The organism is Burkholderia sp. HI2714 (assembly GCF_002223085.1).
GTDB classification, from domain to species: Bacteria; Pseudomonadota; Gammaproteobacteria; order Burkholderiales; family Burkholderiaceae; genus Burkholderia; species Burkholderia lata_D.
The window spans coordinates 59,310-85,738 of record NZ_NKFM01000065.1; the positions used below are offsets into that span (position 1 = coordinate 59,310).

The window sequence follows — 26,429 nt, forward strand, 5'->3', positions numbered from 1 at the left end:
GCGGGAAGCGGCGGCGAGGAACGGTCACTCCGCGAGACGCGGAATGGCCGGCACCGCCTGTTCGGGACCCATCGCGGAATAGCCGCCATCCACCGCGTAGTCGGCGCCCGTCACGAAGCTCGCGGCGTCGCTGCACAGGAACGTCACGACCTGCGCGACCTCGGACGGATCGCCGACCCGGCCGAGCAGGTGGAACGGCGCGGCGACGCGATCGGTCTTCGCGCGATCGCCGTGCGTCATCTCGTCCATCACGCGCGACCACGTCCAGCCCGGCGACACCGAGTTGACGCGGATGCGGTCGGGCGCGAGATCCATCGCCATGCTGCGCGTGAGCTGGCGGATCGCCGCCTTGGACGTCGGGTACAGCCAGCGGCCGGTTTGCGCGCACTGGGCCGAGATCGAGCTGAAGTTCACGATCGCGCCGCCGCCGCGCCGGACCATCTGAGGATGCACGGCCTTGGCGAGCATCGCCGCCGACACGACGTTGACGTCCATCGCGGCGAGCCAGTCGTTGCGGGTGGCCTGGAGGCCGTTGTCGACGTAGCTGCATGCGAGGTTGACGAGCACGTCGATCGCGCCGAACCGCTCGACGATGCCCGCGACCGCATGCTCGATCGCGCGATCGTCGGTGATGTCGAGCGCGACGAACATCGCCCGTTCGCCGAGCGAATCGGCCACGCGCGCGCCGTTCTCCGCATCGAGATCGAGGATCGCGACGCACGCACCGGCGCGGCTCAGGTCCTGCGCGACCGCGGCGCCGATCAGCGTGGCGCCGCCGGTGACGATCGCGACTTTGCCAGCAAGGGCAGTCATGGGGTGTCTCCGGAAATCGTTGGGTGAGGGAAGGGCCGCGTCAACGCGCACCCGCGGCCGGTTCGCTGTCCTGCCAGCGGCGCATCAGGCCGTTCGACGGCACGGTTTCGTCGAGCAGCTTGCGGGCCGTTTCGACGCCAGCGACCGGCAGGCCGGCCGGATCGAGCAGGCCGATCTGCACGAGCACGCTCGCCTGGTCCCAGTAGATGTGCTCGTGATAGAGCTTGTCGCCGCGAAACTTGACGATCGCGACGAGCGGAATCTCGACGCGCTTGCCGGTCGGCGCGACGCCCGGCAGCATCCAGTCGATCTCGGTGGTGTGCGTGAAGCAGAACAGCAGCTCGTCGACGATCTGGCTCGCGCCGATCGTGCGCGAGATCGGCGTGATCGTCGTGTCGGGCGGATTCGCATGCACGAAATGATGCGTGTAGAAGCGCTTGAGCTCGTCGTAGCCGACGCCCCCCGTCAGCGTCGGAATATGGTTGACGTACGGCTCGGCAACCATCGTCGCCATCGTTGCATCGACGTTGCGCGTGTCGAATTCGTGTTTCAGATGCGCTTCCCACAGTGTGGACAGGTCGTAGTGCGGGCCGAGCGCGGCACGGAAGGCGGCGATCGCGCGCTGATGGGCCATGATCGCGGCGGCCTTGTCGAAATGATCGCCGCCGACGCGCGCGAACGCGTGATCGACACCCGGATACACAACCACTTCGACACCGTCGCGCCCGGCCAGCGCGTCGGTAATGCGCTGCTGCGCGTCCGGCGGGCAGAAGCGATCCTGCCCCGCGATCTGCAGCACGAGCCGGCCGTGCAGGTGCGACGCCTCGTCGAGCGCCTGCTCGATGCCCACCCCGTAGTAGCTGACCGCCGCGGCCACGTCCGGCAGCCGGCACGCGGCGAGATAGGCGAGCTTGCCGCCGAGGCAGTAGCCGAGCACGCCGGCTGCGCCCGTGCATTCCGGCAACTGCCTGAGCACCCCGAGCGCGGCGCCCACGTCCTCGACGCCCTTGTTCTCGTCGTATTCGCGGTAAAGGGCCATCGCGCGCTCGACGTCGGTGGCTGTGTAACCGAGTTCGATCCCCGGCGCCTGGCGCCAGAACAGGTCGGGCACGAGCACCGTATAGCCTTCCTCCGCGTAGTAGTCGGCCGCTTCCCGCATCGTCGCGTTCGCGCCGAAGATCTCGTGGCACAGCACGATGCCGGGCCCCTTGCCGGCGGCCGGCGTGCTCAGGTATGCGCGAAACGTGCCGCCGTCCGGCGACGGAATCTCGATGTGACGTCCTTGCATGTGTCCCTCCATTCCAGTTTTTTGCTGCGACGGGCCCAGTATTGGCGGACGAAATGGGCACTTCTATCCGCTTTCTTCGGCCGGTATCCGCGAATTCCGGAAACCTGAGGAGCCGGCCGCCGCGCATGGGCAGGCGCGCGGCTGACTGCGGGTATGTGCGGATGCGGAAGGCCCGCACAGTTTTCTACGATGCGCGAACGGTCCGCTTCTTGCATCGTTTGCGCGGGACGTGCGTGCTTGGGCGGCCGGACTGTCCGGATACTCCGGGCGCTATCCGGATCGTGCGGCGGATGCCCCCATACCGGGAACGCATGCACGGCGCGAGTGCAATCGGGCATGACGGGAGAACAGCGATGGCGCAATTTTCCGAAACGGGCTGGCTGCCGGATACGGCCTGTTTCAATCACGACAACCTGCTGCTGCAGTCGAACGATGTCGACGAGGTTCGCGCACGCGTCGCCGACGTCTTCAAGCCGCACCGGCTCACGCCGACCGGCGAATCGCGCGCGCTGCACAGCTGCATGCATCACGCGCGCTGGGGCAACCTGTCGTTGAACCTGCTCGATTATGGCGGTGGCGTCAGCATCGAGCCCGGGCCGCTCGAGCACTTCTTCCTGTTGCAGATCCCGCTGCGCGGCGACGCGGAGATCGAGTGCGGATCGGCGCGTTTCGTGTCGTCGCCGGGCACGGCGTCGTTGATCTCGCCGACGCTGCCGCTGAAGATGCGCTGGGGCGACGCGTGTCCGCAAGTCATCCTGCGCATCGAGCGCGAAGTGATGGAGCGCCACGCGCAGCGGCATTTCGGCGACGACCGGCGCGCGCCGGTCGAATTCGAGCCGGAATTCAGCCTGTCGTCGTCGCAGGGGACGTGTCTGATGCAGATGCTGCCGATCCTCGCCGGCGCGATCGCGACGGAGGCGCATCCGCTGCGTCACCCGCTTGCGTTCGAGCCGCTCGAATCGACGCTACTCAACCTGCTGCTGCACGGCCACCCGAACAGCGCGCGCAACGGCACGCGGCACCTGCCGGTGGCGCTTGCGCCGTTCTACGTGCGGCGCGTCGAGGACTACATCCGCGCGCATCTCGACGAGCCGCTGACGATCGAACGGCTCGCCGAACTCGCCGGCGTCAGCCCGAGCACGCTGTTCGCCGGCTTCCGCCATCGCCACGGCATCACGCCGATGGGCTTCGTGCGGCAGTTGCGGCTGCAACATGTGCGCGAGGAACTGCTGGCCGACGCGTCGCCGGGGCTCGCGTCGGTGACGGACATCGCGCTGAAATGGGGTTTCGCGCACCTCGGACGGTTCGCGATCGAGTACAAGCGGGCGTTCGGCGAGTCGCCGTCGGCGACGCTCAGGATGCTGCGCGGGCGCGCGTAGCGGCTCGCGCGGCAGCCCGCGCGCCGATCCGCTACGGCAGCGGCACGCCCCAGACCGCCGTCACCTCCCCGCCGAGCCGCCATTCGGTGAACGGGCGGCGCGGTGCGATGATCGCCGGCAGGCGCGCGTCGTGAAAGCGCGCGTAGTACGGCTCGACCCAGCTCAGTTCATCGCGGAGCGTCCACGGAAACAGGTCCTGCCCGACCGGCGTGATCGCCGTGAAGCTGGCGGGATTGTCGACCGCATTGATGACGAGGTTCGCCAGGCGGCCGATCGCGCCGTCGTTTTCCCGATAGAGATCGAGATGGCGCCGCTGCACGAGTTCCGCCGCGAACACGAGCGGGAGCAGCGCGAACGTGTGATAGTGCAGCGCGCGGTTGCCGCGTTTGACTTCCCGTGCAAGCGAACCGTCGGGGCCGATGTCGCGGATGCCTTCGCGAACCCGCAGCAGCCCCGAGTCGACGAGGCTCGCGTTGCCGGTCACGGTACCGATGGCGATCAGGTCGAGTCCGGCCCAGTACACGAGGTTGTTGTGCAGATGGTTGATCGCTTCCGCATCGCGGGTGGCGATCGCGATGCGTTCGAGCCACGGATCGATCGCGTCGAACCGCGCACGGTTCGCGTCGCGCACGTCGCGCGGCATGCGCAGGATCACCATCGCGAAGTCGGTGCCGGCCCACGAACGCTCGTAGTCGCCCTGATAACCGGTGATCCGGCCCATCAGCGCGTCGGCCCGCGCCCAGCTTTCCAGCAGGCTCGTCACGCACGACCAGTCGCCATGGTCCGCCGACGCATTGAGCCGTGAAATGAAATCGCGCATCGGCTTGACCGCGCGCGCATAGCCGGCGGCGTCGTCATAGTAGCCGGGCGGATCGATCGTCGTGACGGCCGCCGGGACGTCACAGGCGCGGGCCGGCGGCACGGCGCAGAAGAGTGCGCTCACCGCGAGCCACGCGGCGAACAGGGGGCGGGCCGACAGGCGGGGCATACGGTCCTCGGTGGTGACGTGACGGTGGCGTGGCAAACACGGAAGCCGAACCCGGGGGCGGACAACTTCGCGACGCCGGACGTGCGTGGCCGCCGAGGCACGACGAACGCCGGTGACGCGCGCGGGCCGTGCAGCCCGCGTACGCTTCCGGTGGCGCACGCAGTCTAGCGTCCCCGTCTTTCATCCGCCTTGCCCGGCGGCAGCCGGCTGGATCGACGCCGGGCCGCCCCTGTCTTCCACGCGCCGGCCGACGGCGCATTTTTTTTTGAGACTGCGCCATGTTCCCCCGGTATCATCGCTGCGCTCGCGACCGACGCCATGGGCCAGTGCATGCCGACTCGCGCGCAAACCGCATCGCAAAGAAGACAACGCAGGGCGGACGCCGACGGTGCGTCGCGCCGCGATCAGGCCGAATCGGCCACCAGCACGACGGAGCAAGGAACGATGGTAACGGGGACGGGTGCGGCGCGACGCGCGAGGGCGATCGCGGCCGGGAGCGCGTTGTATGTGGCGGCCGCGGGCGGCGCACACGCGCAGGCATCGGGTGCGGCAGCCACGGCGCCGGCCGGCACGGCGGCGGCCGTGCTGCCGACGATCGACGTGACCGGGAAGGCCGACGGCGCGTCGAGCGGGCTCGTCGGGCTGCGCACCACGGCCGGCACGAAGACCGACACGCCGGTGGCCGAGATCCCGCAAACGGTCAATCTCGTGACCGCGCAGCAGATCGAGATGACCGGCGCGACCGACCTGAACCAGGCGCTGCGCTACGTGCCGGGATTCGCGACGTTCGGCGCCGACAGCCGCACCGACTGGTATGCGGCGCTGCGCGGCTTCACGCCGACGCTGTACGTCGACGGCGTGGCCGCGCCGAATACGGCCGTGATCGCGAACTGGCGCGTCGACCCGTACATGATCGACTCGATCGCCGTGCTGCGCGGGCCGACCTCGGTGCTGTACGGCGCGGGCGAGCCCGGCGCGATCGTCGATGCGCACACGAAGCTCGCCGACGGCGAGCGCGTCCGCGAAGCCGGCGTGCAGATCGGCAACGACGCGCGCAAGCAATTCATGCTCGATGTCGGCGATGCGCTCGATCCGGACGGCCGCTATGCGTACCGCTTCGTCGGCGTGGCGCGCGACGGCAATGCGGTCACCGGCCCGAACGGCGACCGGCGCGTCGCGCTGGCGCCGTCGTTCCGATGGCGGCCGACCGCCGATACGTCACTGACGCTCTCGGCGACGTTCCTGCAGGACAGCAGCGACATTTCGTCGAATTTCCTGCCCGCGTCGGGCACGGTGTTGCCGAACCCAAACGGCCGGCTGTCGCAGGACACCTACATGGGAGCCCCCGGGTTCAACGACTACCGGAAGAAGCAGTGGTCGCTCGGCTACGCGTTGGAGCACCGCGTGAACGCGATCTGGTCGCTGCACCAGGACGTGCGCTGGTCGCACCTGTCGCTCGACGATGCGACGGTGTTCGGCAACGGCTTCGTGCCGCGCAGCACCACCAACATGATGCGTTTCGCGGGGCTGTTCCAGCTCAACTACAGCCGGCTCGACATCGACAACCACGCGCAGGCGCGCTTCGGCACGGGGCCGCTCGAACATACGCTGCTGCTCGGCGCGCAATTTGACAGGCAGACGACGACCAACAGCGTGTGGCTGGCGCTCGCGCCGTCGCTCAACCTGTATCACCCCGTCTACCGGCCCGTCACAGCCGCGATCTTCTCCGGCCCGACGTCGCTCGGCCACGTCGACCAGTACACGGCGATGAACACGTTCGGTATGTATGCGCAGGACCAGATCCGCTGGCAGCGCTGGACGCTGACGCTCGGCGGCCGCGAGGATTTCGTCAATGCGCGGTTCGACGACCGGACGGCCGGTACGCAGGCGCAGCAGGACGTCAGTGCGTTCTCCGGGCGCGTCGGGCTCACCTATCAGGGCGACGCCGGGCTGTCGCCGTACGTGAGCTATTCGACGTCGTTCGATCCCGTCATCGGCGTCAGGATGTATGGCGGCGGGTTGCCTGCACCGACGCGGGGCAAGCAGACGGAAGCCGGGCTGCGCTGGCAGCCGCCCGGCAAGAACCTGCTGCTGAGTGCGGCCGTCTACCAGATCGACCAGACCAACGTCGCGACGCCAACACCGGTGAGTCTCGACCCGACCGGCACGACGTCGGTGCAGACCGGCAAGGTGCGCTCGCGCGGGATCGAGCTGAGCGCGGTCGGCAAGGTCACCCGCGAGCTGTCGGTCGTCGCGTCGTATGTGTATCAGGACGTCAAGAACGTGCAGGCGAACGACGCGTCGCTGAACCACTGGCCGGTGGCCGTGCCGCTGCCGCGGCAGATGGCGTCGATGTGGGCCGACTGGACCTGGCGCACGGGTGCGCTGTCGGGCCTCGGGCTCGGCGGCGGCGTGCGCTACCAGAGCGCGTCGGCCGGCGCGCCCGACAACTCGCTGACCGTGCCGAGCGTGACGCTGTATGACCTGGCGCTGCACTACGAGATGCCGCACTGGCGATTCGCGCTGAACGTCGCGAACCTGTTCGACCGGCGTTATGTCAGCGGCTGCACGTCGTATACCGTCTGCGTGTTCGGCAACGAGCGGACCATGCTGGCCACCGCAAAATACAACTGGTAGTCGCGAACGCGCCGAACGGGCCTACGCGTCGCGTTGCGGCTCCCGGCGCGCGGCGCGTTCGCCGGCGTCGCGCTGGCGCCGCCACTCGGTCGGCGTGAGGCCGAAACGTTCGCGGAATGCGGTCGCAAAATTCGCCGGCGTGGAAAAGCCGATTTCCTTCGCAATGCTGGCAATGCTGAGCGACGTCGAATCCAGCAGATCCTGCGCGATCCGCAGCCGCTCGTGCCGCAGATACTCGAACACCGTCTGGCCGAGATTGTCGCGAAACGCACGTGACAGCCGCTTTTCGTGCGTGCCGACCGCGCGGGCCAGCTGCTCCACCGTCGGCGGATCGTTCAGCGTCCGCGCCAGGTGGCGGATGGCCGCGCGCACGATGATGTCGTCGTCCTTGCCGGCCACGAACGGGCTTTCCACGTCGACGGGCTGCTCGCGCTTCTCCCGCGCGAGCTGCACGCGAATTCGCGCGAGCACTTCAGCGGGCTCGAACGGCTTCACCACATAGTCGACGCAGCCGATTTCGAACCCCTCGAGGCGTTCGTGCAGGGCGCCGGCCACGGTCAGGAAGATCACCGGAATCGTGGACGTCAGCGGATCGGCGGCAAGCAGCCGGCACGCGGTGAAGCCGTCCATGCGCGGCATGCGGACATCCATCAGGATCAGGTCGGGCATGAGCGCCTGCGCGCGCTGGCACGCCTGCAGCCCATCGGATGCAATGCTGATCCGGCACCCCGTGCCGCGCAGGATGTCGATCAGCAAGCGAAGCTGGTCGGGCTGATCGTCGACGATCAGGATATGGGCGTCGCCCAATGCGGAGATCGATGGATGCATCGTGCACCTGTTCTGGAATGGCTGCTGGCTGCGTTCCTCCGGGTGGCCGGCCCGGTTCGGACCAATCGTCGGAAGCTGCTCTGTTGGCGACGTACAAGCGCATCGATATGCGGATCTCGCCCCACGACACGACGGACAACCGGTCGGCGTAATGCCCGGCATGGCCGGTTTTGATCACTGATTCGGTAAAGGCGCGGAGCGTTGCCGTCGTCGCGCGCTGAAAAGTGCGCGCCCGCCGGTCTCGATGCGAGCCGAATTGTAGGGGCATATTTCAATCCTTGCCAGATGCATTGACTCTATCTGCTTCATTCCGCTTTTCGGATGCTTCATCGTGAATTTTTTGATTCGTGTTTGCGGTACGGCACGCTGATGCCTGTCCATTTCCGCCATTTTTATTTGCGCCGCCACCTGCGATCGCGCAGTTCCGTGATTTTTTTGAAAAACTTTTTGACGAATTTTTCTTTAATCCGCCTCAGCAAAGATTCTGTCCGCTCGACAAAACATCTCAATTAATTCTGGTGGCGAGAAATCGTTTGCGAGATGCGTGTTTTTATCGCAACTCATTGAATATATTGAATTTTACAATCTATAAAGAATGTCGTCTTCAATTATTTTAAATCGTGTCTCATAATTCGTCCGGACTTTGAATGCAGGGTCGCACCGAGCAACGCAAGACACGGCGGGTTGTGACGGACGTTGTGCGATTCGGGTCCGAGGCATCAATTGATGTGACTCCGGGCGCAGGTCCGTTGCGCGCAAGCGCAAATCCGGTTGCCGTGGATGAAATAAAAGAAGCGGGGTTGGTCGCGGTCAGCGCGACATCAAATCAGGGGTGTCCATAACGGCGGGTTGAATCTCCGGATTCAGTCGCGGGGCGAATTCGCCCATATAAAACGATATGCATTCCTAATGCATTACCTGGATTAACGGAACGGGCCGTCACACGAACGGCGTGCCCGCGCTTTCGAACGTCCCGTCGCCACGGGCGGACGATGCGTGTCGCCCTCGGCACGCTCGGACCGGGCACGGGAAGCGGGTTCCGCACTGAAGTCGTAATCGCAATCGCAGCTGAAGTCTTCAACAGAAAGTAAGTAGTCCGTACTCAAACCAAACGCTACAAAACGGAGCAGAAGACCATGAAGAGGAAGCAGATTTCGGCGCTTGCCGCCGCCATGTTCACGGGTGCAGGTGTCCTGATCTCGGGCGCCGCGCATGCGGACAATTTCGTCGACCGCGGTAACCCGGACAACGCACTGACCGGTCAGTGCATCGACGGGACGAACCCGCTGTGCGTCGCGACCAAGAGCGGGAGCTACGTGGCAGTGAGCACGGCAAACGTCAAGATGGGCACGAATGCCAAGGCAGGCACCAGCGGGATCGCGATCGGCGACCAGTCGAATGCGAGCAGCAATGGCGGCACCAGCAGCGGCGGCGCGATCGCGATCGGCGTCGGCGCGCAGGCGCTGGCGAACTCTGCCACGGCCATCGGCACGGTAGCCGTCGCGCAAGGCAACACGGCGCTCGCCATCGGCCGCCAGTCGGCCGCGGTCGGCGATTTCTCGATGGCGCTCGGCAACGTCGCCGATGCGCACGGCACGAGCTCGATCGCGCTGGGCCACTCGGCGCTCGCCAGCGGCGATCGCTCGGTTGCGATCGGCGGCGCCAACCCGACGTCGAGCGACGGCGTGTCGGCCGGCGCGTCGTATGACGCGGCCACCCAGACGCGCGCCGGCGGCACGCAATCCGTGGCGATCGGCGCAGGCGCGCAGACGAACGACAACAACCAGGTGGCGATCGGTTCGGGCAGCACCGGTGCGAACAATGGCGGCACACCGGTGTTCGGCGGCACGGCCGCGCCGGTTGGCGGCGCGGTGTCGTTCGGCGCAATCGGCAACGAGCGCCAGCTCAAGAACGTCGCGGCAGGCGCGGCCGATACGGACGCCGTCAACGTCCAGCAGCTGAAGAACGTGAACGGCACGCTCAGCACGAGCATCGCCACGGTCGACGCACGCGTGACGTCGGTCGGCAATTCGCTGTCGACCACGATCTCGAACGTCGACCAGCGCGTGACCAGCGTGGGCAACAGCCTCAGCACCAGCATCGTGACGGCGACGAAGAATGTCGTGAAATACACCGACGATTCGCATGCGGCGATTGCGCTCGACGGAAGCAATGGCACGACGATCAACGGCGTCGCGGCGGGCGTCGCCGACACCGATGCGGTCAACGTCGGCCAGCTGAAGGGCAGCGTCGCGCCGCTGCAGACGTCCATTTCGACGGCGGCGTCGAACATCACGAACCTGCAAACCAGCGTCACCGGCATCAACACGTCGCTGAGCACGGCGACGACCAATATCAGCAACCTGCAGGCGGCCGATGCACGCAACGTGAAGTATGACGGCCAGAGCGGCTTCGACTCGGTGACGTTCGCCGGCACGAACGGCACGACGCTGCACAACGTCGCAGCCGGTGTCGCGAATACGGACGCAGTGAACGTCGGTCAGCTCAACGGTGGCCTGTCGTCGCTCAGCACGAGCGTGACGAACAACCTCAGCACGACGCTCGGCAACCTGAGCACATCGGTCACCAACCAGATCGGCAACGCGACGAAGAACGCCGTGCAGTATGACGATGACGCGCATAGCGGCGTGACGCTCGGCGGCAAGAGCGCGCAGTCGCCGGTCGGCCTGCACAACGTGGCGGACGGCATTGCCGCGAGCGACGCCGTGAACGTCGGCCAGCTCGGCAAGGCTACCGACACGCTGAATCAGTCGATTACGAATGTCGGTAACAGCGTGACGACGCTCGGTAACCAGGTGACCGCGAATACGGGTAACATCGCGGCGCTCCAGCAGGACGCGCTTCTGTGGAACACGAACCTCGGCGCGTACGATGCGAGCCACGGCGGCAACGGTCCGCAACGCATCGGCAACGTCGCGGCCGGTGTCGCCAACACCGACGCGGTCAACGTCGGTCAACTGACGGGCAGCCTCGCGCCGCTGCAGACGTCCATCTCGACGGCGGCGTCGAACATCACGAACCTGCAGGGCAACGTCACGAGCATCAATGCGTCGCTGAGCACGGCGACCACGAACATCAGCAACCTGCAGGCGGCCGACGCACGCAACGTGAAGTACGACGGCCAGAGCGGCTTCGACTCGGTGACGTTCGCCGGCACGAACGGTACGACGCTGCACAACGTCGCGGCCGGTGTCGCGAACACCGATGCAGTGAACGTGGGACAACTGAACGGTGGCCTGTCGTCGCTCAGCACGAGCGTGACGAACAACATCAACACGACGCTCGGCAACCTGAGCACATCGGTCAACAACCAGATCGGCAACGCGACAAAGAACGCCGTGCAGTACGACGATGACGCGCACAGCGGCGTGACGCTCGGCGGCAAGGGCGCGCAGGCGCCGGTCGGCCTGCACAACGTGGCGGACGGCATTGCCGCGAGCGACGCCGTGAACGTCGGCCAGCTCGGCAAGGCCACCGACACGCTGAACCAGTCGATCACGACCGTCAGCAACAACGTGACGACGCTCGGCAACCAGGTGACGACGAATACGGGCAACATCGCCGCGCTCCAGCAGGACGCACTCCAGTGGAACGCGACCCTCGGCACCTACGACGCGAGCCACGGCGGCAACGGCGCGCAACGCATCGGCAACGTCGCGGCCGGCAAGAACGGAACGGACGCGGTCAACGTCGACCAGTTGAACGCGGCGATTCAGGACGGCACGAGCCAGCTCGATGCGCTCGCGGTGAAGTACGACGATGCGAGCAAGAAGCAGGTTTCGCTCGGCGCGGGTAACGGCGGGAGCCCGGTGCGCTTGACCAACGTCGCGGAAGGCAACGTCGCGGCCGGCAGCACGGATGCGGTGAACGGCGCGCAACTGCGCCGCGCGACCGACGGCACGGCAGCCGCGCTGGGCGGCGGTGCAACGGCGAATCCGGACGGTTCGATCAGTGCGCCGGCCTATAAAGTCGGCGGCGGTTCGTTCAACAACGTCGGCGACGCGCTCACGAACCTCGACGGCCGTGTCGGCAGCAACACGACGACGCTCGAGAATCACGAAACGCGCATCGGCAACGCCGAAACGAACATCGCCGGCAACACGGCCGCGATCGCCGGGCTGCAGCAGGACGCGCTCCAGTTCGACCCGAAGGCCGGCGCCTACAACGCGGCGCGCGGCGGTGCACCGACGAAGCTGACGAACGTGGCCGACGGCAACATCGCCGCGGGCAGCACGGACGCGGTGAACGGCGGCCAGTTGTCGGGCGTGAAGTCGTCGCTCGAACAGCAGATCACGCAGGTGTCCAACCAGGCGGGCGAGGCCGTGAAGAACGTCGTCAAGTACGATGTCGACACGAACGGCAACCGGCTGAATTCGGTATCGCTGATCGGCGGCGATACGAATGCGGCCGTCGTGCTGAAGAACGTCGCCGCGGGCACCGACGATACGGACGCAGTGAACGTGAAGCAGCTGAAGGGCGTGCAGTCGAGTCTCAACCAGCTCGGCGCGCTTGCGGTGCAGTACGACGACAGCTCGAAGAGCTCGATCACCCTCGGCGGCGCCGGCGGCACGCGTATCACCAACGTGCAGGCCGGGACGCTCAGCGCAACCAGCACGGACGCGGTGAACGGTTCGCAGCTCTACGCGACCAACCAGCAGGTCGCGAAGAACACGACCGACATCACGAACCTGCAGGGGAACGTGACCAACATCGCGAACGGCAAGGCCGGCCTCGTGCAGCAGCAGGATCCGAACGGCGCGATCACGGTCGGGAAGGACACCGGCGGGTCCAGCGTGAACTTCTCCGGCACGTCGGGCGACCGTGTGCTGACCGGTGTCGCGGCGGGCGTGAAGGACAACGACGCGGTCAACATGGGCCAGTTCAATAATGCATTGAAGAACGTGGCGGCCAACGACCAGATCCGTGCGTTGGCAACCGATGCGAACACCACGTGGATCGCGCGTGCCGATGCGGGTTCGATCGGGTCGACGGCAACCGCAACCGGCAAGAACGCGGTGGCGGTCGGCCAGGGCTCCGTCGCCGATCGCGACAATTCGTTCTCGGTCGGCGCGAAGGGCAGCGAGCGCCAGGTCACGAACGTCGCGGCCGGCACGGCGCCGACCGACGCGGTGAACGTGCAGCAGCTGAACGACAACCTGTCGGCCGCGTCGAATCAGGCGAAGGGCTATACCGACCAGCGCATCGGCCAGGTGTACAACTCGTTCAACGACCTGAAGAAGGACATGTACGGCGGCGTGGCATCGGCAATGGCCGTGGCCGGCCTGCCGCAACCGACGGGCGCGGGCCGCTCGATGGTCTCGGCGGCGACGTCGAACTATCACGGCCAGCAGGGTTTCGCCGCCGGGTACTCGTACGTGACGGAAAGCAACCGGTGGGTCGTCAAGGCGTCGGTGACGGGCAACGCGCGTTCGGACTTCGGCGCGGTGGTGGGCGCGGGTTACCAGTTCTGACGTCGTCCGCGCAGCATCGATTGACCGGCGGTGTCGGGCAGCGGTTGTGATGTCCGGCACTGGCGGGAAATCCGTGGCCCGGGGTGGGTTTGCCACCTTCGGGCCATCGATGCTTGATGCGTCACGCAGCGCGACAGTGCTGCGCCGAGCGCGTCCGGCAGTCCATGCCGCTTGCCTTGCGCCCGGGTCTCACGCGGCAAGCACAGCGAAAAGAGGGGGCTCAGGCCCATCCCGGCCGAATGCGAATAGCGCGATCCACGGCGATCGCAACGGCGCCCCGGCCCACGGTTTCACGCGGGTTCGCGGGCTGTCCGGACGTGCGACTCATGCGAATTGCCGAACGTGAGCGCCGGCTCGTATTCTGAATGCGTCGGGCGGAACGGCATGGGGCCTCCGCCGATCCACGCATGACAGGGACTCGCAATGACTGCCATTACGCAAACCATGAAGCTCAACCACCTGAGCTTTCCGTCGGCCGACACACGGGCGACGGCCCGATTCTTCGAGCGGTACCTCGGTTTCACGATCGCGGGAAGCTGGGAACAATCCTGGATCCTCAAGCGCCCGGGCTTCGACGTGGTGATCGATCACGTCAGCGACGACACGCCGGCATGGCCGACGAATTTCCACGTCGGGTTCGAACTGCCGAGCCTCGATGACGTTCGCACGTTGTTCGAGCGCTTTACGGAAGAGGGCGTCGAGATGGTGACGGAGGTCTTCAACAACGGGCGCGGTTCGCGTTTCTTCTGCCGCGCACCGGGCGGCGTGATGTTCGAACTGAACACGCGCGCGGATGCCGCGCCGGCATATCAAGGCACGTTCGACAACTGACGCGGGTGGGCGTCGCGCCGCGCTCAGCCGCCGGCGCGGATCAGCCTGTCGATGACCGCGCGAGTGTGCGAAGGCCGCGTGATTTCCGTCCAGTGCAGATGCGCGAATGTCGGGTCGTCACGCAGGCCGGCGAACTTGACACGATTCCGGGCGAACGTGGTGTACGACCACAGCAGCACCGATTCCCGGGAGAACGCCATCCGCAGCGATTCGCGGTTGCCGTGCGAAAGCTCGGTGCGCATGAGCCCGCGGCTCAACGTGCGCCAGAGCACCCGGGAGAATACCGTCCGGCGCCCGAAGTTGAGCCAGACCACGTGCGTGGCTCTCGACCAGAGCACGTTGCGCACGGCGCTGTAGTTTCCGTCGGCGACCCAGCGGTCGCCGGCGGTCGCGGCCTGCACGGCGCTCTCGAACTGTGCCGGCGGCACGGCTGTCCAGCCGGGGCCCCAGTAGAGTCGATCCAGCTCGATGTATGGGCAGCCGGCTGCTGCCGACAGTGCACTGGCAAAAGTGGATTTCCCCGCTCCGCTGGTTCCAACGACGACGACGCGCATGGGTTTGACCGCGGTTGAATTTTGAAGCCGCGTATTGTGCCTCACACCCCGAAACGGTGCTGCATCGTCGATCGGTTCGAAGCCGCCGGCACACCGTTCCCCCATGCTCGCCCGTGCAACGGTCACGACAGGCGGGGCGCCTCATGCACGCACGTCGCGCCTTTTGTACAATCTCGCGCGAGGGTCGGACAGCTTACGGCCGCGACGAACGTCAACACGATCGAAAGAGAGAAACGATGGCGACCGAACTCGGGTGGCGGGAGCGCATGCACGCGGGCGGCGCTTGCAACGGGATCCCGCGATGGGTGCGCGGACGGGGAAAGGCCGGGCGCGTGTGTCGATCGGATCGGGACCGCGCATGAGCGACAAACCCGTTCTTGCCGCCGGCGCGCCGTGTGAACCTGCCGCGTCGACTGCGCCCCTGATGGCGCTCGCATGCCTGGTCGTATTCATGGTGCAAATGGCGACGACGGTCTACCTGCCGTCACTGCCTGTCGTCATGCGCGAATTGACGATGACGCAAGGGGGCGCCGAATTCTCCATTTCCGCGTACGTGATCGGCGCAGCGTTGCCGGTACCGTTCTGGGGCGCGGCCGCGGAACGCTGGGGCAGGCGCGGCCCGTTGCTGATCTCGCTGCTGCTGTTCGTCGCCAGCAGCCTGCTGCTCGCCATCTGCACGGTCGCACCGGCGCTGCTCGCGTTGCGCGCCCTCCAGGGCATCGGGGGCGGCGGCGCGGCGATCATCGCCAGAATCATCGTCCGCGACAACTGGCGCGGCGACGAACTGGCGCGACGGCTGTCGGTGTTGTCGATCGCCTTCATCACCGCACTGGGCGGCGGCCAGTTCGTCGGCGGGCTGATCGGCCGATACAGTCATTGGCAAACGGGTTTCGTGCTGATGGCCGTCATCGCCGCGCTGGCGATCGGCCTGTCGGTTGCGTTACCGTTGAAGGCGGGAAGCCGCACCGCGGTCACGTCGGGCATGGCCAGCACCTACCGGATCCTGTTGCGGCGCCCGGGCTTCCTTTGGCCGGCTTGCGCGGGCGGGTTGGGGTTCGCGACGACCGTGACCTTGCAGGAAGTGAGTCCGTTCGTGTTCCAGGAACATTTCAGGCTGGCCGTGACGAGCTTCGGCGGTATCGGCCTGTTGCTCGGTGTCGCCTATTTCAGCGGCGCGATGCTGGTCAATCGCCTCGTGAAGCGGCTCGGCGGCGTGCGGCTCATGCATGCCGGCGCCGCGCTGGTTGCGCTCGCAACCACGTTGATGCTGGCGTCGTGGCTCGGCGGCCTGCTGGCTCATTTCAGCGGCCTGTGGATCTTCATCGCGCTGTATTGCCTCGCGATTTTCGGCCAGGCGGTGCTGTTTCCGAACAGCATGGCGACCGCCGTCAGCGATGCGCACGAACATGGCGCGCATGCGATGGCCTTGTGCGGCTTCCTGCAGCAAGGATTGGCGGGCATCGCGGCGACGGCCGCGGTGCTGCAGCACCATGGCGGCACGTGGACGCTCGCCGTGTTCGTGCTGGGCGCGCTGACGTGGCTGGTGGTGCGGTTCAAGGTGAGGGCCGGCTAGGCAGCGGACGTCGACGGAGGGTTCATCGGCCACCTGCGTCTCCGCTGGAAACAACCCCGTGCGCAACCGCAGGCTGAGCGTGAGCCTTCCGATGCAAGAGAAAGTGTGACATGCACATGCGATAGATCGCGCCGCGCTGCTCAAGCGAAGGATTCGTAGAAAGCATTATCTCGTGCGTCGCTCGGCAGCCTTTCACTACGAATTCAAATGCATTTCCGCCAAAAATGAGAATCGAAGAGCCATTAAAGGTTTCATTGGCGCGCCGGCAATGGCAACAATCAAAATAAATATTTAATAAAGCAACTAGTGTCTGGCGCGTTATCCCCGGCCTCACCTCATCCGTCCTCCTCGACCCGCGCCACGTGCGGCCTTTCCCAGACAGAACCGGGCTCTCGGGCACATTCCACCGATGCAACCTTGTCGATCCCGCCATCGCGGCCGACGAGATCATTTCAAATTTCTCACCAAACCATGACTCGATTAACATCGATGACAGAAAAATTTAAACTGTTAGAAAATATCTTGTAATTATAAAAATGACCTTCTAGCATCCCTCTGCGGTTCGTGACATGTCTTACATCAAAGTCTGTACTTGATGCATTCCTCGAACATCACCCACTTATAAGCCGGGGGATTACATGAAGAAACTGTCTCGTCTGCTGTCCATCTCCGCGATTACCGTCGCGAGTCTCAGTGCTTTTGCCCAGGCCGGCGACCAGTCGGCTACGGTCGACAAGGCACTGCAACTGATCCAGCAGAACCCGTCCGCCTTCAGTCTCGCAGCCGGCGGCGCAGCACGCACGTTGAAGTTCGCAGGGCCGCAGGCGAGCGCGCCGGCGGACGGCGATCAGTTCCAGGTGCGCGACGTGATCGTCGACCCAGACGGCACCGAACACGTGCGTTTCGACCGCTTCTATGCGGGCCTGCCCGTGATCGGCGGCGACGTGGTCGTCCATTCGAGCAAGGGGCAGTTGAAGCAGGCGAGCGTGACCCAGCTCGCGCCGATCAATCTCGCCGGCACGATCGGCAAGGTGGGCGACCGCGCGGTCGTACGCAACGCACCCGATATCGGCGCTGCCCGAGTCAAGCGCATCGCAGCCGCGCGTTTCAACTCGGACGTGCGCCGCGTCGATGACGCGGAACTCGTCGTGTTCGCACGCGACGTCACGCCGACGCTGGCCTACGCGGTGCGCGTCTACGGCAAGGCGACCGATGTGCATGGCGACGCGGTGCTGTACTACGTCGATGCGCGCACCGGCACCGTGCTCGACGCACAGGACCTGATCAAGACGGCCGCCGCGACCGGCACCGGCCGTTCGTTGTACTACGGCAACCTGACGCTCACCACGGACCAGACGGGCACGAACGCGTACCGGATGCTCGATCCGAGCCGCGGCTCAGGCTCGGTCTACGACGGCCGCGGGCTGACCTCGGACGACGTCGAGCAGGCGACCGACCTGCCGATCTTCACGAGCAGCACGAACGTGTGGGGCAACAATACGACCACCGACCGGCAGACGGTCGCCGCCGACATCGACTATGGTCTCGCGCTGACTTGGGACTACTACAAGACGACGCACAACCGCAACGGCATCTTCAATGACGGCCGCGGCGTGAAGAGCTATGCACACGTGGTGTTCAACACGGGCAGCGGCACGACCGGTGCGAACGCGGCATGGCTGGATTCGCACGTGATGGTGTATGGAGACGGCCAACCCGGCACCAGCCTGCCGAAACCGGTCGTTTCGGTGGACGTCGCCGGACACGAGATGAGTCACGGCGTGACCGAGGCCACGGCCAACCTGAACTACTCGGGCGACGCGGGCGGCCTGAACGAGTCGACGTCCGACATCTTCGGCACGCTCGTGAAGTACTACGCCAACAACCCGAACGATCCCGGCAACTACGTGATCGGTGCGCGCGTGGTGAGCGGCGGCCTGCGCAAGATGTACAAGCAGGATCTCGACGGCCGGTCGTTCAGCTGTTACCCGTCCGGCGGATTCTCGTGGTCGAATCCGCGCCACGATCCGCATTTCACGTCGGGCGTCGGCAACCGCCTGTTCTACCTGCTCGCGGAAGGCCCGACGGTGCCGTCGACCGATACCGGCCTGACAAAGGCGCAGCTGGTCTGCAACGGTGACACGACCTTCAGCGGCGTGGGCCGCGAGAAGGCCGGCAAGATCTGGTACCGGACGCTGACCGTGTATCTGAACGCCAACTCCAGCTACCCGAACGCGCGTCGTGCATCGATCCAGGCGGCGAACGACCTGTATGGCACGAACTCGGCCGAAAGCGCAGCGGTCGCTCGCGCGTGGAGTGCGGTCGGCGTGAATTGATGGCGCCTGTGTGAGTGCGTTGAATGCCCGAAAATCGCCTGGTGGACCCTTCGCTTCGGAGAAGGGCGAACCGATCGAAGCCACGCGATGTCCGGGCGAATAAAGGGCAGAGGTTGATCGACCGCCTGCGATTGCAGGCGGTCGAATTCCAGATTCCCGTTTTCGTTCCACCCGCAACTTGTCTCGCCGGATCTCGCCTCGACTCGCCTCCTGTCGCGCCATTCACTTGACGGTGAACCTCAGCGGATTCCCGCCGCATTTCTCGTTGCCTTCGTCACGCGTTGGACCGGCCAGCCCTCGTCCAAACCTCCGCTCCGCCATCCCGCCTCGCTCCGGCACTTTTTCCCAAAAAAGTATCTGCCGGGCAATCGTTTGCGGCCGGCCGCGTGGCGTTCAGTTTATTCATCGCATGCCGATATCTTGAAGGCGCGCCTGATCGAAGCGGCATGGCCCCGCCGCGTCGATCAGGAATGGCATCGGCCCATGCGACGGATAGGGGAAGAAAGGTTTGGTGACAGTTTTCGGGTGCATCGTTCATCGGCACAATCACTGGCTGGTGTTGCTTGCCGCACTGTTGTGCGGAGGCGGCTCGTGGGTCACCGCGCGCCTGTTCCAGCGCACGGTGAACACCTCCGGCACGCAGCGGCTCGGCTGGCAGGTGCTGACGGCCATTTCGGCCGGCGTGGCGATCTGGTGCACGCACTTCATCGCGATGCTCGGCTTCGACGCCGGCGCGCCCGTGCACTTCAACCTGCCGCTCACGCTCGTGTCGCTGTTCATCGCGGTCGGCGGCAGCACGATCGGCTTCGCGCTGACGACCTGTCGCATCGTCAAGATCGCGCCCGCGCTCGGCGGCGCGATCGTCGGCGTGGCGATCGTGCTGATGCACTACACCGGCATGCTCGCGTGGCGGGTCGAGGGGATCGTGTCGTGGGACGTCGGCTACCTGATCGCGTCGGTGGTCCTGGCGATGACGCTCGCCGCGCTCGCGCTGCACCTCGCGATGCGGCCGTCGGCGCACGCCGTCAACCAGATGGCCGGCGTGCTGTCGCTCGCGATCCTCGCGTTGCATTTCACCGGGATGTCCGCGCTGCGCATCACGCCGCTGATGCTCGACGGCAACTGGACCGACGTGGGCGAGCTGCGTCCGTTGGCGCTGGCGGTCGCGGGCACGTCGCTCGTGATCGTCTGCACGGGGCTCGTGAGCTACGTGATCGACAGCAACGTCCGGGCCGAATCGCTCGAACACCTGCGCCGGCTGGCGCTGAGCGACATGCTGACCGGCCTGCCCAACCGGGCCAGCTTCAACGAGCGGCTCGACCTCGAAATCGCGCTTGCGCAAGAACAGCGCACGAAGCTCGCGCTGATCGGCATCGACCTGAACCGCTTCAAGGAAATCAACGACCTGCGCGGCCACCATGCCGGCGACGAGGTGCTGCGCATCCTCGCGCGCCGCATGACGAACCTGCTGCGCGAAGGCGAGTTCGTCGCCCGCATCGGCGGCGACGAATTCGCGGCGCTCTGCCGGATGGATGACGACACGCGCCTGATGGATCTGCTCGAACGGCTCGAGCCGGCGCTCTACAAGCCGGTCAGGTTGGACGACTACGAGGTCGTGCCGGGCGCGAGCTTCGGCGTCGCCATCTACCCGGACGACGCCGCCACCAAGGCCGTCCTCATCAACAACGCGGACCTCGCGATGTACCGCGCCAAGGGCAGCATCGCGCAATCGATCTGCTTCTACGAGCCGGCGATGGACCTGATCGTCCGCGCGCGCCGCAGCCTCGCGGCCGACCTGCGCCGCGCGGTGGCCGACAACCAGCTGAGCATCCACTACCAGGTGCAGACGTCGCTCGCGACCGGCGAGATCCGCGGCTACGAGGCGCTGCTGCGCTGGCAGCATGCGACGCTCGGCACGATTCCGCCCGCCGAGTTCATTCCGCTCGCGGAGGAAAACGGCGTGATCCTGGACATCGGCGCATGGGTGCTGCGCGAGGCCTGCGCGCGGGCGGCCACGTGGGAGCCGCCCTACGCGGTCGCGGTGAACGTATCGGCCGTGCAGTTCATGCACGCGGACCTGACGGCGCTCGTGGCGGACGTGCTCGAAGAAACGCGCCTGCCGGCGTCGCGCCTGCAGCTGGAGCTGACCGAATCGACGATCTTCGCCAGCCGCGAGCGCGCGCTGGACACGCTGCGGCAGATCAAGGCGCTGGGCGTGAGCATCGCGCTCGACGATTTCGGTACCGGCTATTCGTCGCTCGACACGCTGCGCTCGTTCCCGTTCGACCGCATCAAGCTCGACCAGTCGTTCGTCGCGGACGCGGAAGCGAAACCGCAGGATCGCGCGATCATCCGCGCCGTGCTCGCGCTCGGCAAGAGCCTGGGCATTCCGATCCTGGCCGAAGGCATCGAGACGCACGACCAGCTTGCGCTGCTGGCCGACGAAGGCTGCGACGAAGCGCAGGGCTTCCTGCTCGGCAGGCCCGCCCCCCTCAACGAGATCGTCGGCAGCGGGCAGATTGCGCTGACCGGCGGCAACCGCGTCCGCACGGCGGCTCCTGCGTCCGAATCGGCCGTCGAGGCCGATCTCGACCCGGGCCCGCGCGGGTAACCCTTCGACGCCGGACACGGCAGCCCGTCCCCGGGTTGCCGCCGGCACGCTCACATGAAAATCCTCTACGCACGGATGGCAAGACTGGCAAGCATCGCGGCGCCGGCCCGGAACCCGGACCTGCTCGCGGCGCAATACCGGGTATTCGCCGGCCAGATCCCGGTGTCGTACCTGATCCTCATCTCGAGCACCTGGAGCCTCGCCGTCACGCACCTCGGCAGCACGCCGTGGTGGCTGTCGGTCGCGATGCCGGCCGCGATGACGCTCGCGGCGCTCGCGCGGCTGCTGCACTGGCACCGCACCCGGCTGCTGGAGCCGACGCCGGATACCGTGATGCGCGCGCTCACGGTCACGAACTGGCTGGTGATCCCGGTCGCGGTGACGTTCACCACCTGGGCGCTGCTGCTGTTCCCGTACGGCGATGCGTGGCAAAAGGCCCAGGTCGCGTTCTACATGGCGATCACGGTGATCGGCTGCGTCTTCAGCCTGATGTACCTGCGTACGGCCGCGCTGAGCGTGGCCTTGATCGTCAACGTCGCGTTCATCGCGTTCTTCCTCTCGACGCGCCAGCCGACACTCGTCGCCACCGCGGTCAACATGGCCTTCGTGTCGGCGGCGCTGATCGCCGTCATCTCCGTCAACTACCGGGGCTTCCTGCGCACCGTCGATGCGCAGGCCGAATCGCGTCTGCGCGAGCAGGCGCAGACGCGGCTGATGCGGATGATCGACGACATGCCGGTGGCCGTGATGACGGCCGACCCGGAGACGTTCCGCATCAACTACCTGAACGCGACGTCGCGCAACCTGCTGCGCTCGATCGAGCACCTGCTGCCGATCCGCGCGGACGACGCGCTCGGCGCGTCGATCGACTTCTTCCATCCGCACCCGCAGCACCAGCGCCGCCTGCTCGCCGATCCGGCGAACCTGCCGCATCGCGCCCGCATTCCGCTCGGGCCGGAAGTGCTCGACTTCCAGGTCTCGGCCGTGCGCGACGCCCAGGGGCGCTACATCGGCCCGATGCTGTCGTGGTCGATCGTCACGCAGCAGGTCGAGGCGGAGGCGCGCATTCACCAGCTCGCGCATCACGATTCGCTCACCGGCCTGCCGAACCGCGCAACCTTCCTGGCCGAATTCGACGCGAGCCTGCGCCGCTCGGACAAGGTGCTCGCGCTGCTCTTCATCGACCTCGACGGTTTCAAGCTGATCAACGACGCGTGCGGGCATTCGGCCGGCGACGCGGTGCTGCGCCAGGTCGCGGAACGCCTGCGCGGGCAGTGTCCCGAGCCGGGGATGATGCTCGGGCGCATCGGCGGCGACGAATTCGCGGTGCTGCTGCGCGACACCGACGCGGACCGCGCGATGGGCGCGGCCGCGCGGCTCGTCGACACGCTCGTCGCGCCCTATGCGCCGTCGCCCGACCGGCCGTTCCGCATCGGTGCGTCGATCGGCTGCGTGCTGGCGCCGCATCACGGCAACGACGCCGGCGCGCTGCTGTCACGCGCGGATATGGCGCTCTATGCGGCCAAGAAAGCCGGGAAGGGCACCTACCGGATGTTCTCGCCGGACATGGAAACGAGCGCGCAGGAGCGGGTCGCGCTCGAATCGAAGCTGCGCGTCGCGCTGGACGAGAACCAGGGGCTGTACGTGTTCTACCAGCCGATCGTCGATGTCCTCACTCGCCAGATCACGACGCGCGAGGCGCTGCTGCGCTGGCATCACCCGCGCACCGGCTGGATTTCGCCGGGCCACTTCATTCCGGTGGCCGAGCGCGGCGGCCTGATCGACCGGCTCGGCCGCTTCGTGCTCGAGCAGGCCTGCCGGGAGGCGGCGCGCTGGCCCGACGGCGCACGCGTCGCCGTCAACGTGTCGGCGGGGCAGCTCGGCCACGGCACGATCGCGCCGACCTTCGCGGCGGCGCTGGCCGGCGCGGGACTCGCACCCGACCGGCTGGAAATCGAAGTGACGGAAACCGCGCTGCTGCACGACGAGGGCAAGGCCATCGCGGACCTGCGCGCGCTGCGTTCGATGGGCGTGCGCGTCGCCCTCGACGACTTCGGCACGGGCTTCTCGTCGCTCGCGCATCTGCGCGCGTTCCCGTTCGACAAGATCAAGATCGACGGCAGCTTCGTGCGCGATGCGGTCACGCGTCCGGACTGCGCGGCCGTCGTGCGCACGGTGGCCGATCTCGGCAAGCGTCTCGGCGTGACGACCGTTGCGGAAGGCGTCGAGACGGAGGAGCAGCTGGCGTGCATCACGGATGCCGGCTGCCGCGAGGTGCAGGGCTTCCTGATCGGCAAGCCCGCGCCGGGCGAGCAGGATGCGCCGGCCATCCGCTGGATCGAGCGGGCCGCGCTGGCGGCGCAGGCCACGGCCAGGCAGGCGTGAGCGGCGGCGAGGCGGCCAAGGCCATCGTCTTGGCAGCCTGAAACAATTTGTTACATAGAGCCCATTTCGCCCCTCTTGAAGTGAGCGACGAGCACCTCTATTTCGCTTTCCGCCAGACAGTGGTACGGCTGCCCGGCAGCGACGCTTCCGTCGCAATGCCCGGCAGGCGGATTCCTTTTTCGAACCTTCAATCGCTCAGGAGATGAGAATGCAGATTCGTCCCCTCTACGACCGGGTTATCGTCAAGCGAATCGAAACGCAGCGGACGACGGCCTCGGGCATCGTGATTCCCGATTCGGCCGCGGAAAAGCCCGAGCAGGGTGAAGTCGTCGCGGTCGGCAATGGCCGGCTGCTGCAGGATGGAACGCTTCGCGCGCTCCAGTTGAAAGTCGGTGACCAGGTTCTCTTCGGCAAATACGCGGGCCAGACCGTCAAGGTCGATGGCGAGGAACTCCTCGTCATGCGCGAAGAAGACGTCATGGGCGTCCTCGAGGCCGATACCAGCGCATCCCGCAAGGCCGCCTGAGATCCCTGGCAGATCGCGAACCCCCACCGGGCGTTCGCGACACATCGAATCAACGACTTCTATCCAGAGTAACAAGATGAGTGCAAAAGACGTCAAATTCCACGACAGCGCCCGCGCCCGTGTCGTCGAGGGCATGAACGTGCTTGCCGATGCCGTGAAGGTCACGCTTGGGCCGAAAGGTCGCAACGTGGTGATCGAGCGCAGCTTCGGCGCACCCACCATCACGAAGGACGGCGTGTCGGTCGCGAAGGAAATCGAGCTGAAGGACCGCTTCGAAAACATGGGCGCGCAGATCGTCAAGCAGGTCGCATCGAAGACCGCCGACGTGGCCGGCGACGGCACCACCACGGCCACCGTGCTCGCGCAGGCGATCGTGCAGGAAGGCATGAAGCACGTTGCCGCCGGCATGAATCCGATGGACCTCAAGCGCGGCATCGACAAGGCCGTGGCCGCGGTGCTCGATGAACTGCGCAAACTGTCCAAGCCGATTTCCACGAACCGGGAAATCGCGCAGGTGGGTTCGATCTCGGCCAACTCCGACGACGCGATCGGCAAAATCATCGCGGATGCCATGGAGAAGGTCGGCAAGGAAGGGGTCATCACGGTCGAGGATGGCAAGTCCCTCGAGAACGAGCTGGATGTCGTCGAAGGGATGCAGTTCGATCGCGGCTACGTCAGCCCCTACTTCATCAACGATCCGGAAAAGCAGGCGGCGTATCTGGACGACGCGCTGATCCTGTTGCACGACAAGAAGATTTCGAACGTCCGGGATCTGCTGCCGATCCTCGAGGCGGCCTCCAAGGCAGGCAAGCCGCTGCTGATCGTTGCCGAGGACGTCGATGGCGAAGCGCTGGCCACGCTCGTGGTCAACGCGATGCGAGGCATCCTCAAGGTCGTGGCCGTCAAGGCGCCCGGCTTTGGTGACCGGCGCAAGGCCATGCTGGAAGACATCGCCACCCTCACTGGCGCAACCGTCATCTCGGAAGAAACCGGCAAGCAACTGCAGAAGGCCACGCTCGAGGATCTCGGCGGCGCGAAGCGCGTCGAGGTTCGAAAGGACGACACGATCATCATCGACGGCGCGGGCGACGAGCAGCACATCGCGGCGCGCGTGAAGTCCATCCGTGCGCAGATCGAGGAAGCCACGAGCGACTACGATCGCGAGAAGCTTCAGGAACGCGTGGCGAAGCTGGCCGGAGGGGTGGCCGTCATCAAGGTCGGGGCGGCTACCGAAGTCGAAATGAAGGAGAAAAAGGATCGCGTCGACGATGCGCTGCATGCGACACGCGCGGCGGTCGAGGAGGGCATCGTACCGGGTGGCGGCGTGGCGCTTCTGCGCGCGCGTTCCACGGCGATGAGCCTGAAAGGCGCCAACGGCGACCAGGACGCGGGCATTCGTATCGTGCTGCGCGCGCTCGAAGCACCGCTGCGCGTGATCGCCGCGAATGCCGGGGATGAACCTTCGGTCGTCGTTGCGAAAGTGCTCGAAGGCAAGGGCAACTTTGGCTACAACGCGGCCACCGGTGAATACGGCGATCTTGTCGAGGCAGGTGTGGTCGATCCGACCAAGGTCACGCGCACGGCATTGCAGAACGCCGCATCGATTGCCGGGCTCATCCTGACGACAGACGCAACGGTAGCCGAAGCGCCGAAAGACCCCAAACCGGTGCAGTCGGCCGCACCTGAGTTCGAGCACTGACCCCGGCAGCGGGTCGTGTACGCGCCGGCCAACAGTCGCGGCCGGTGCGAGTCGTTTGGCGCCGCAGGCTGCCCCTCATCATGCGGCGCCCCTTTTTGCCGATGATCGACATGAAACTCGAACTTTGCATTGACTCGAAACCGCTCGACATCGAGCTTGACGACGTCGTGGCAGGACTGCTGGCCGTTCGGCTCGATTTGCCGGAAAACGCCGATCACCGGGACGCCATCACCCGTTATCTCAACGAGAAGGGGGCGCCCTGGAGCCTCGACGCGGACCACATGCGCCGACGTATTCTTCGCCGACTGATCCTGGATATCGCCGATCCGGCACTGGTGATTCGCTATCTGATGGCGGGCGACTGAATCGGCCTGGCCGGTTTCAATCGGCAGGCGGGGCATGATGCGCGTTTGCATCAATAAGTTATCCTTCTGATTTGGTCGCGTCGATGCCAGGCAATCGCCGCACGCCCGTCGCTTCGCCACCGAG

Annotated in this window: 16 protein-coding genes; 11 read left to right on the forward strand and 5 right to left on the reverse strand. The window is 66.1% G+C overall.

The features are described 5' to 3' along the window. Positions 1 to 24: 24 nt before the first annotated feature. Entirely contained in the window at positions 25 to 813 is a 789-nt protein-coding gene (locus tag CFB82_RS35860) for an SDR family oxidoreductase (protein WP_089487111.1), read from the reverse strand. Positions 814 to 853: 40 nt separating this feature from the next. After that, positions 854 to 2,101: a dienelactone hydrolase family protein gene (locus CFB82_RS35865; protein ID WP_089487112.1), complete on the reverse strand. Its 1,248-nt coding sequence runs from the start codon at positions 2,099 to 2,101 to the stop codon at positions 854 to 856. A gap of 353 nt (positions 2,102 to 2,454) precedes the next feature. Here CFB82_RS35865 and CFB82_RS35870 point away from each other — a divergent pair, with 353 nt between their 5' ends. Further along, on the forward strand, positions 2,455 to 3,480 hold the full coding sequence (locus CFB82_RS35870) for an AraC family transcriptional regulator (RefSeq protein WP_089487113.1): 1,026 nt from the start codon (positions 2,455 to 2,457) through the stop codon (positions 3,478 to 3,480). Between the two features lie 31 nt (positions 3,481 to 3,511). Here CFB82_RS35870 and CFB82_RS35875 read toward each other — a convergent pair whose 3' ends face one another. Beyond that, positions 3,512 to 4,468: a mannuronate-specific alginate lyase gene (locus tag CFB82_RS35875; protein ID WP_089487114.1), complete on the reverse strand. Its 957-nt coding sequence runs from the start codon at positions 4,466 to 4,468 to the stop codon at positions 3,512 to 3,514. Positions 4,469 to 4,912: 444 nt separating this feature from the next. Between CFB82_RS35875 and CFB82_RS35880 the strand changes: the two genes are divergently transcribed. After that, on the forward strand, positions 4,913 to 7,105 hold the full coding sequence (locus tag CFB82_RS35880; protein WP_089487115.1) for a TonB-dependent siderophore receptor: 2,193 nt from the start codon (positions 4,913 to 4,915) through the stop codon (positions 7,103 to 7,105). 21 nt (positions 7,106 to 7,126) lie between these two features. Here CFB82_RS35880 and CFB82_RS35885 read toward each other — a convergent pair whose 3' ends face one another. Then, the gene (locus CFB82_RS35885; protein WP_089487116.1) at positions 7,127 to 7,933 is read right to left on the reverse strand and encodes a response regulator transcription factor; all 807 of its coding nucleotides are present in this window, start codon (positions 7,931 to 7,933) and stop codon (positions 7,127 to 7,129) included. Positions 7,934 to 9,069: 1,136 nt separating this feature from the next. Between CFB82_RS35885 and CFB82_RS35890 the strand changes: the two genes are divergently transcribed. Both CFB82_RS35890 and CFB82_RS35895 read left to right on the forward strand, forming a co-directional pair. Next, the gene (locus CFB82_RS35890) at positions 9,070 to 13,425 is read left to right on the forward strand and encodes a YadA family autotransporter adhesin (protein WP_089487117.1); all 4,356 of its coding nucleotides are present in this window, start codon (positions 9,070 to 9,072) and stop codon (positions 13,423 to 13,425) included. A gap of 423 nt (positions 13,426 to 13,848) precedes the next feature. After that, a complete protein-coding gene (locus tag CFB82_RS35895) occupies positions 13,849 to 14,256 on the forward strand; it encodes a VOC family protein (protein ID WP_174946801.1) in 408 nt (135 codons plus the stop codon). 23 nt (positions 14,257 to 14,279) lie between these two features. Here CFB82_RS35895 and CFB82_RS35900 read toward each other — a convergent pair whose 3' ends face one another. After that, positions 14,280 to 14,810, reverse strand: a complete 531-nt coding sequence (locus CFB82_RS35900; RefSeq protein WP_089487119.1) for a toxin — start codon at positions 14,808 to 14,810, stop codon at positions 14,280 to 14,282. Positions 14,811 to 15,168: 358 nt separating this feature from the next. On the opposite strand from CFB82_RS35900, the gene CFB82_RS35905 reads away from it, so the two are divergent. The 7 genes from CFB82_RS35905 to CFB82_RS35935 all read left to right on the forward strand — a co-directional run bounded on the left by CFB82_RS35905 (position 15,169) and on the right by CFB82_RS35935 (position 26,305). After that, positions 15,169 to 16,383, forward strand: coding sequence for an MFS transporter (locus CFB82_RS35905; protein WP_256990632.1), 1,215 nt, complete (start codon positions 15,169 to 15,171; stop codon positions 16,381 to 16,383). A 638-nt stretch (positions 16,384 to 17,021) separates the two neighbouring features. Beyond that, positions 17,022 to 18,719 (forward strand): M4 family metallopeptidase, encoded by a 1,698-nt coding sequence (locus CFB82_RS35910; protein WP_089487121.1) that lies wholly within the window; start codon positions 17,022 to 17,024, stop codon positions 18,717 to 18,719. Positions 18,720 to 19,230: 511 nt separating this feature from the next. Further along, complete coding sequence (locus CFB82_RS35915; RefSeq protein WP_235986627.1) at positions 19,231 to 21,330, forward strand: putative bifunctional diguanylate cyclase/phosphodiesterase; 2,100 nt, start codon at positions 19,231 to 19,233, stop codon at positions 21,328 to 21,330. Between the two features lie 54 nt (positions 21,331 to 21,384). Then, positions 21,385 to 23,715 (forward strand): putative bifunctional diguanylate cyclase/phosphodiesterase, encoded by a 2,331-nt coding sequence (locus CFB82_RS35920; RefSeq protein WP_089487123.1) that lies wholly within the window; start codon positions 21,385 to 21,387, stop codon positions 23,713 to 23,715. Positions 23,716 to 23,923: 208 nt separating this feature from the next. After that, the gene (locus tag CFB82_RS35925; RefSeq protein WP_089487124.1) at positions 23,924 to 24,241 is read left to right on the forward strand and encodes a co-chaperone GroES; all 318 of its coding nucleotides are present in this window, start codon (positions 23,924 to 23,926) and stop codon (positions 24,239 to 24,241) included. A gap of 76 nt (positions 24,242 to 24,317) precedes the next feature. After that, the gene (gene groL / locus CFB82_RS35930) at positions 24,318 to 25,940 is read left to right on the forward strand and encodes a chaperonin GroEL (protein WP_089487125.1); all 1,623 of its coding nucleotides are present in this window, start codon (positions 24,318 to 24,320) and stop codon (positions 25,938 to 25,940) included. Positions 25,941 to 26,050: 110 nt separating this feature from the next. Then, positions 26,051 to 26,305, forward strand: coding sequence for a hypothetical protein (locus CFB82_RS35935; protein ID WP_069250263.1), 255 nt, complete (start codon positions 26,051 to 26,053; stop codon positions 26,303 to 26,305). Positions 26,306 to 26,429: the final 124 nt, after the last annotated feature.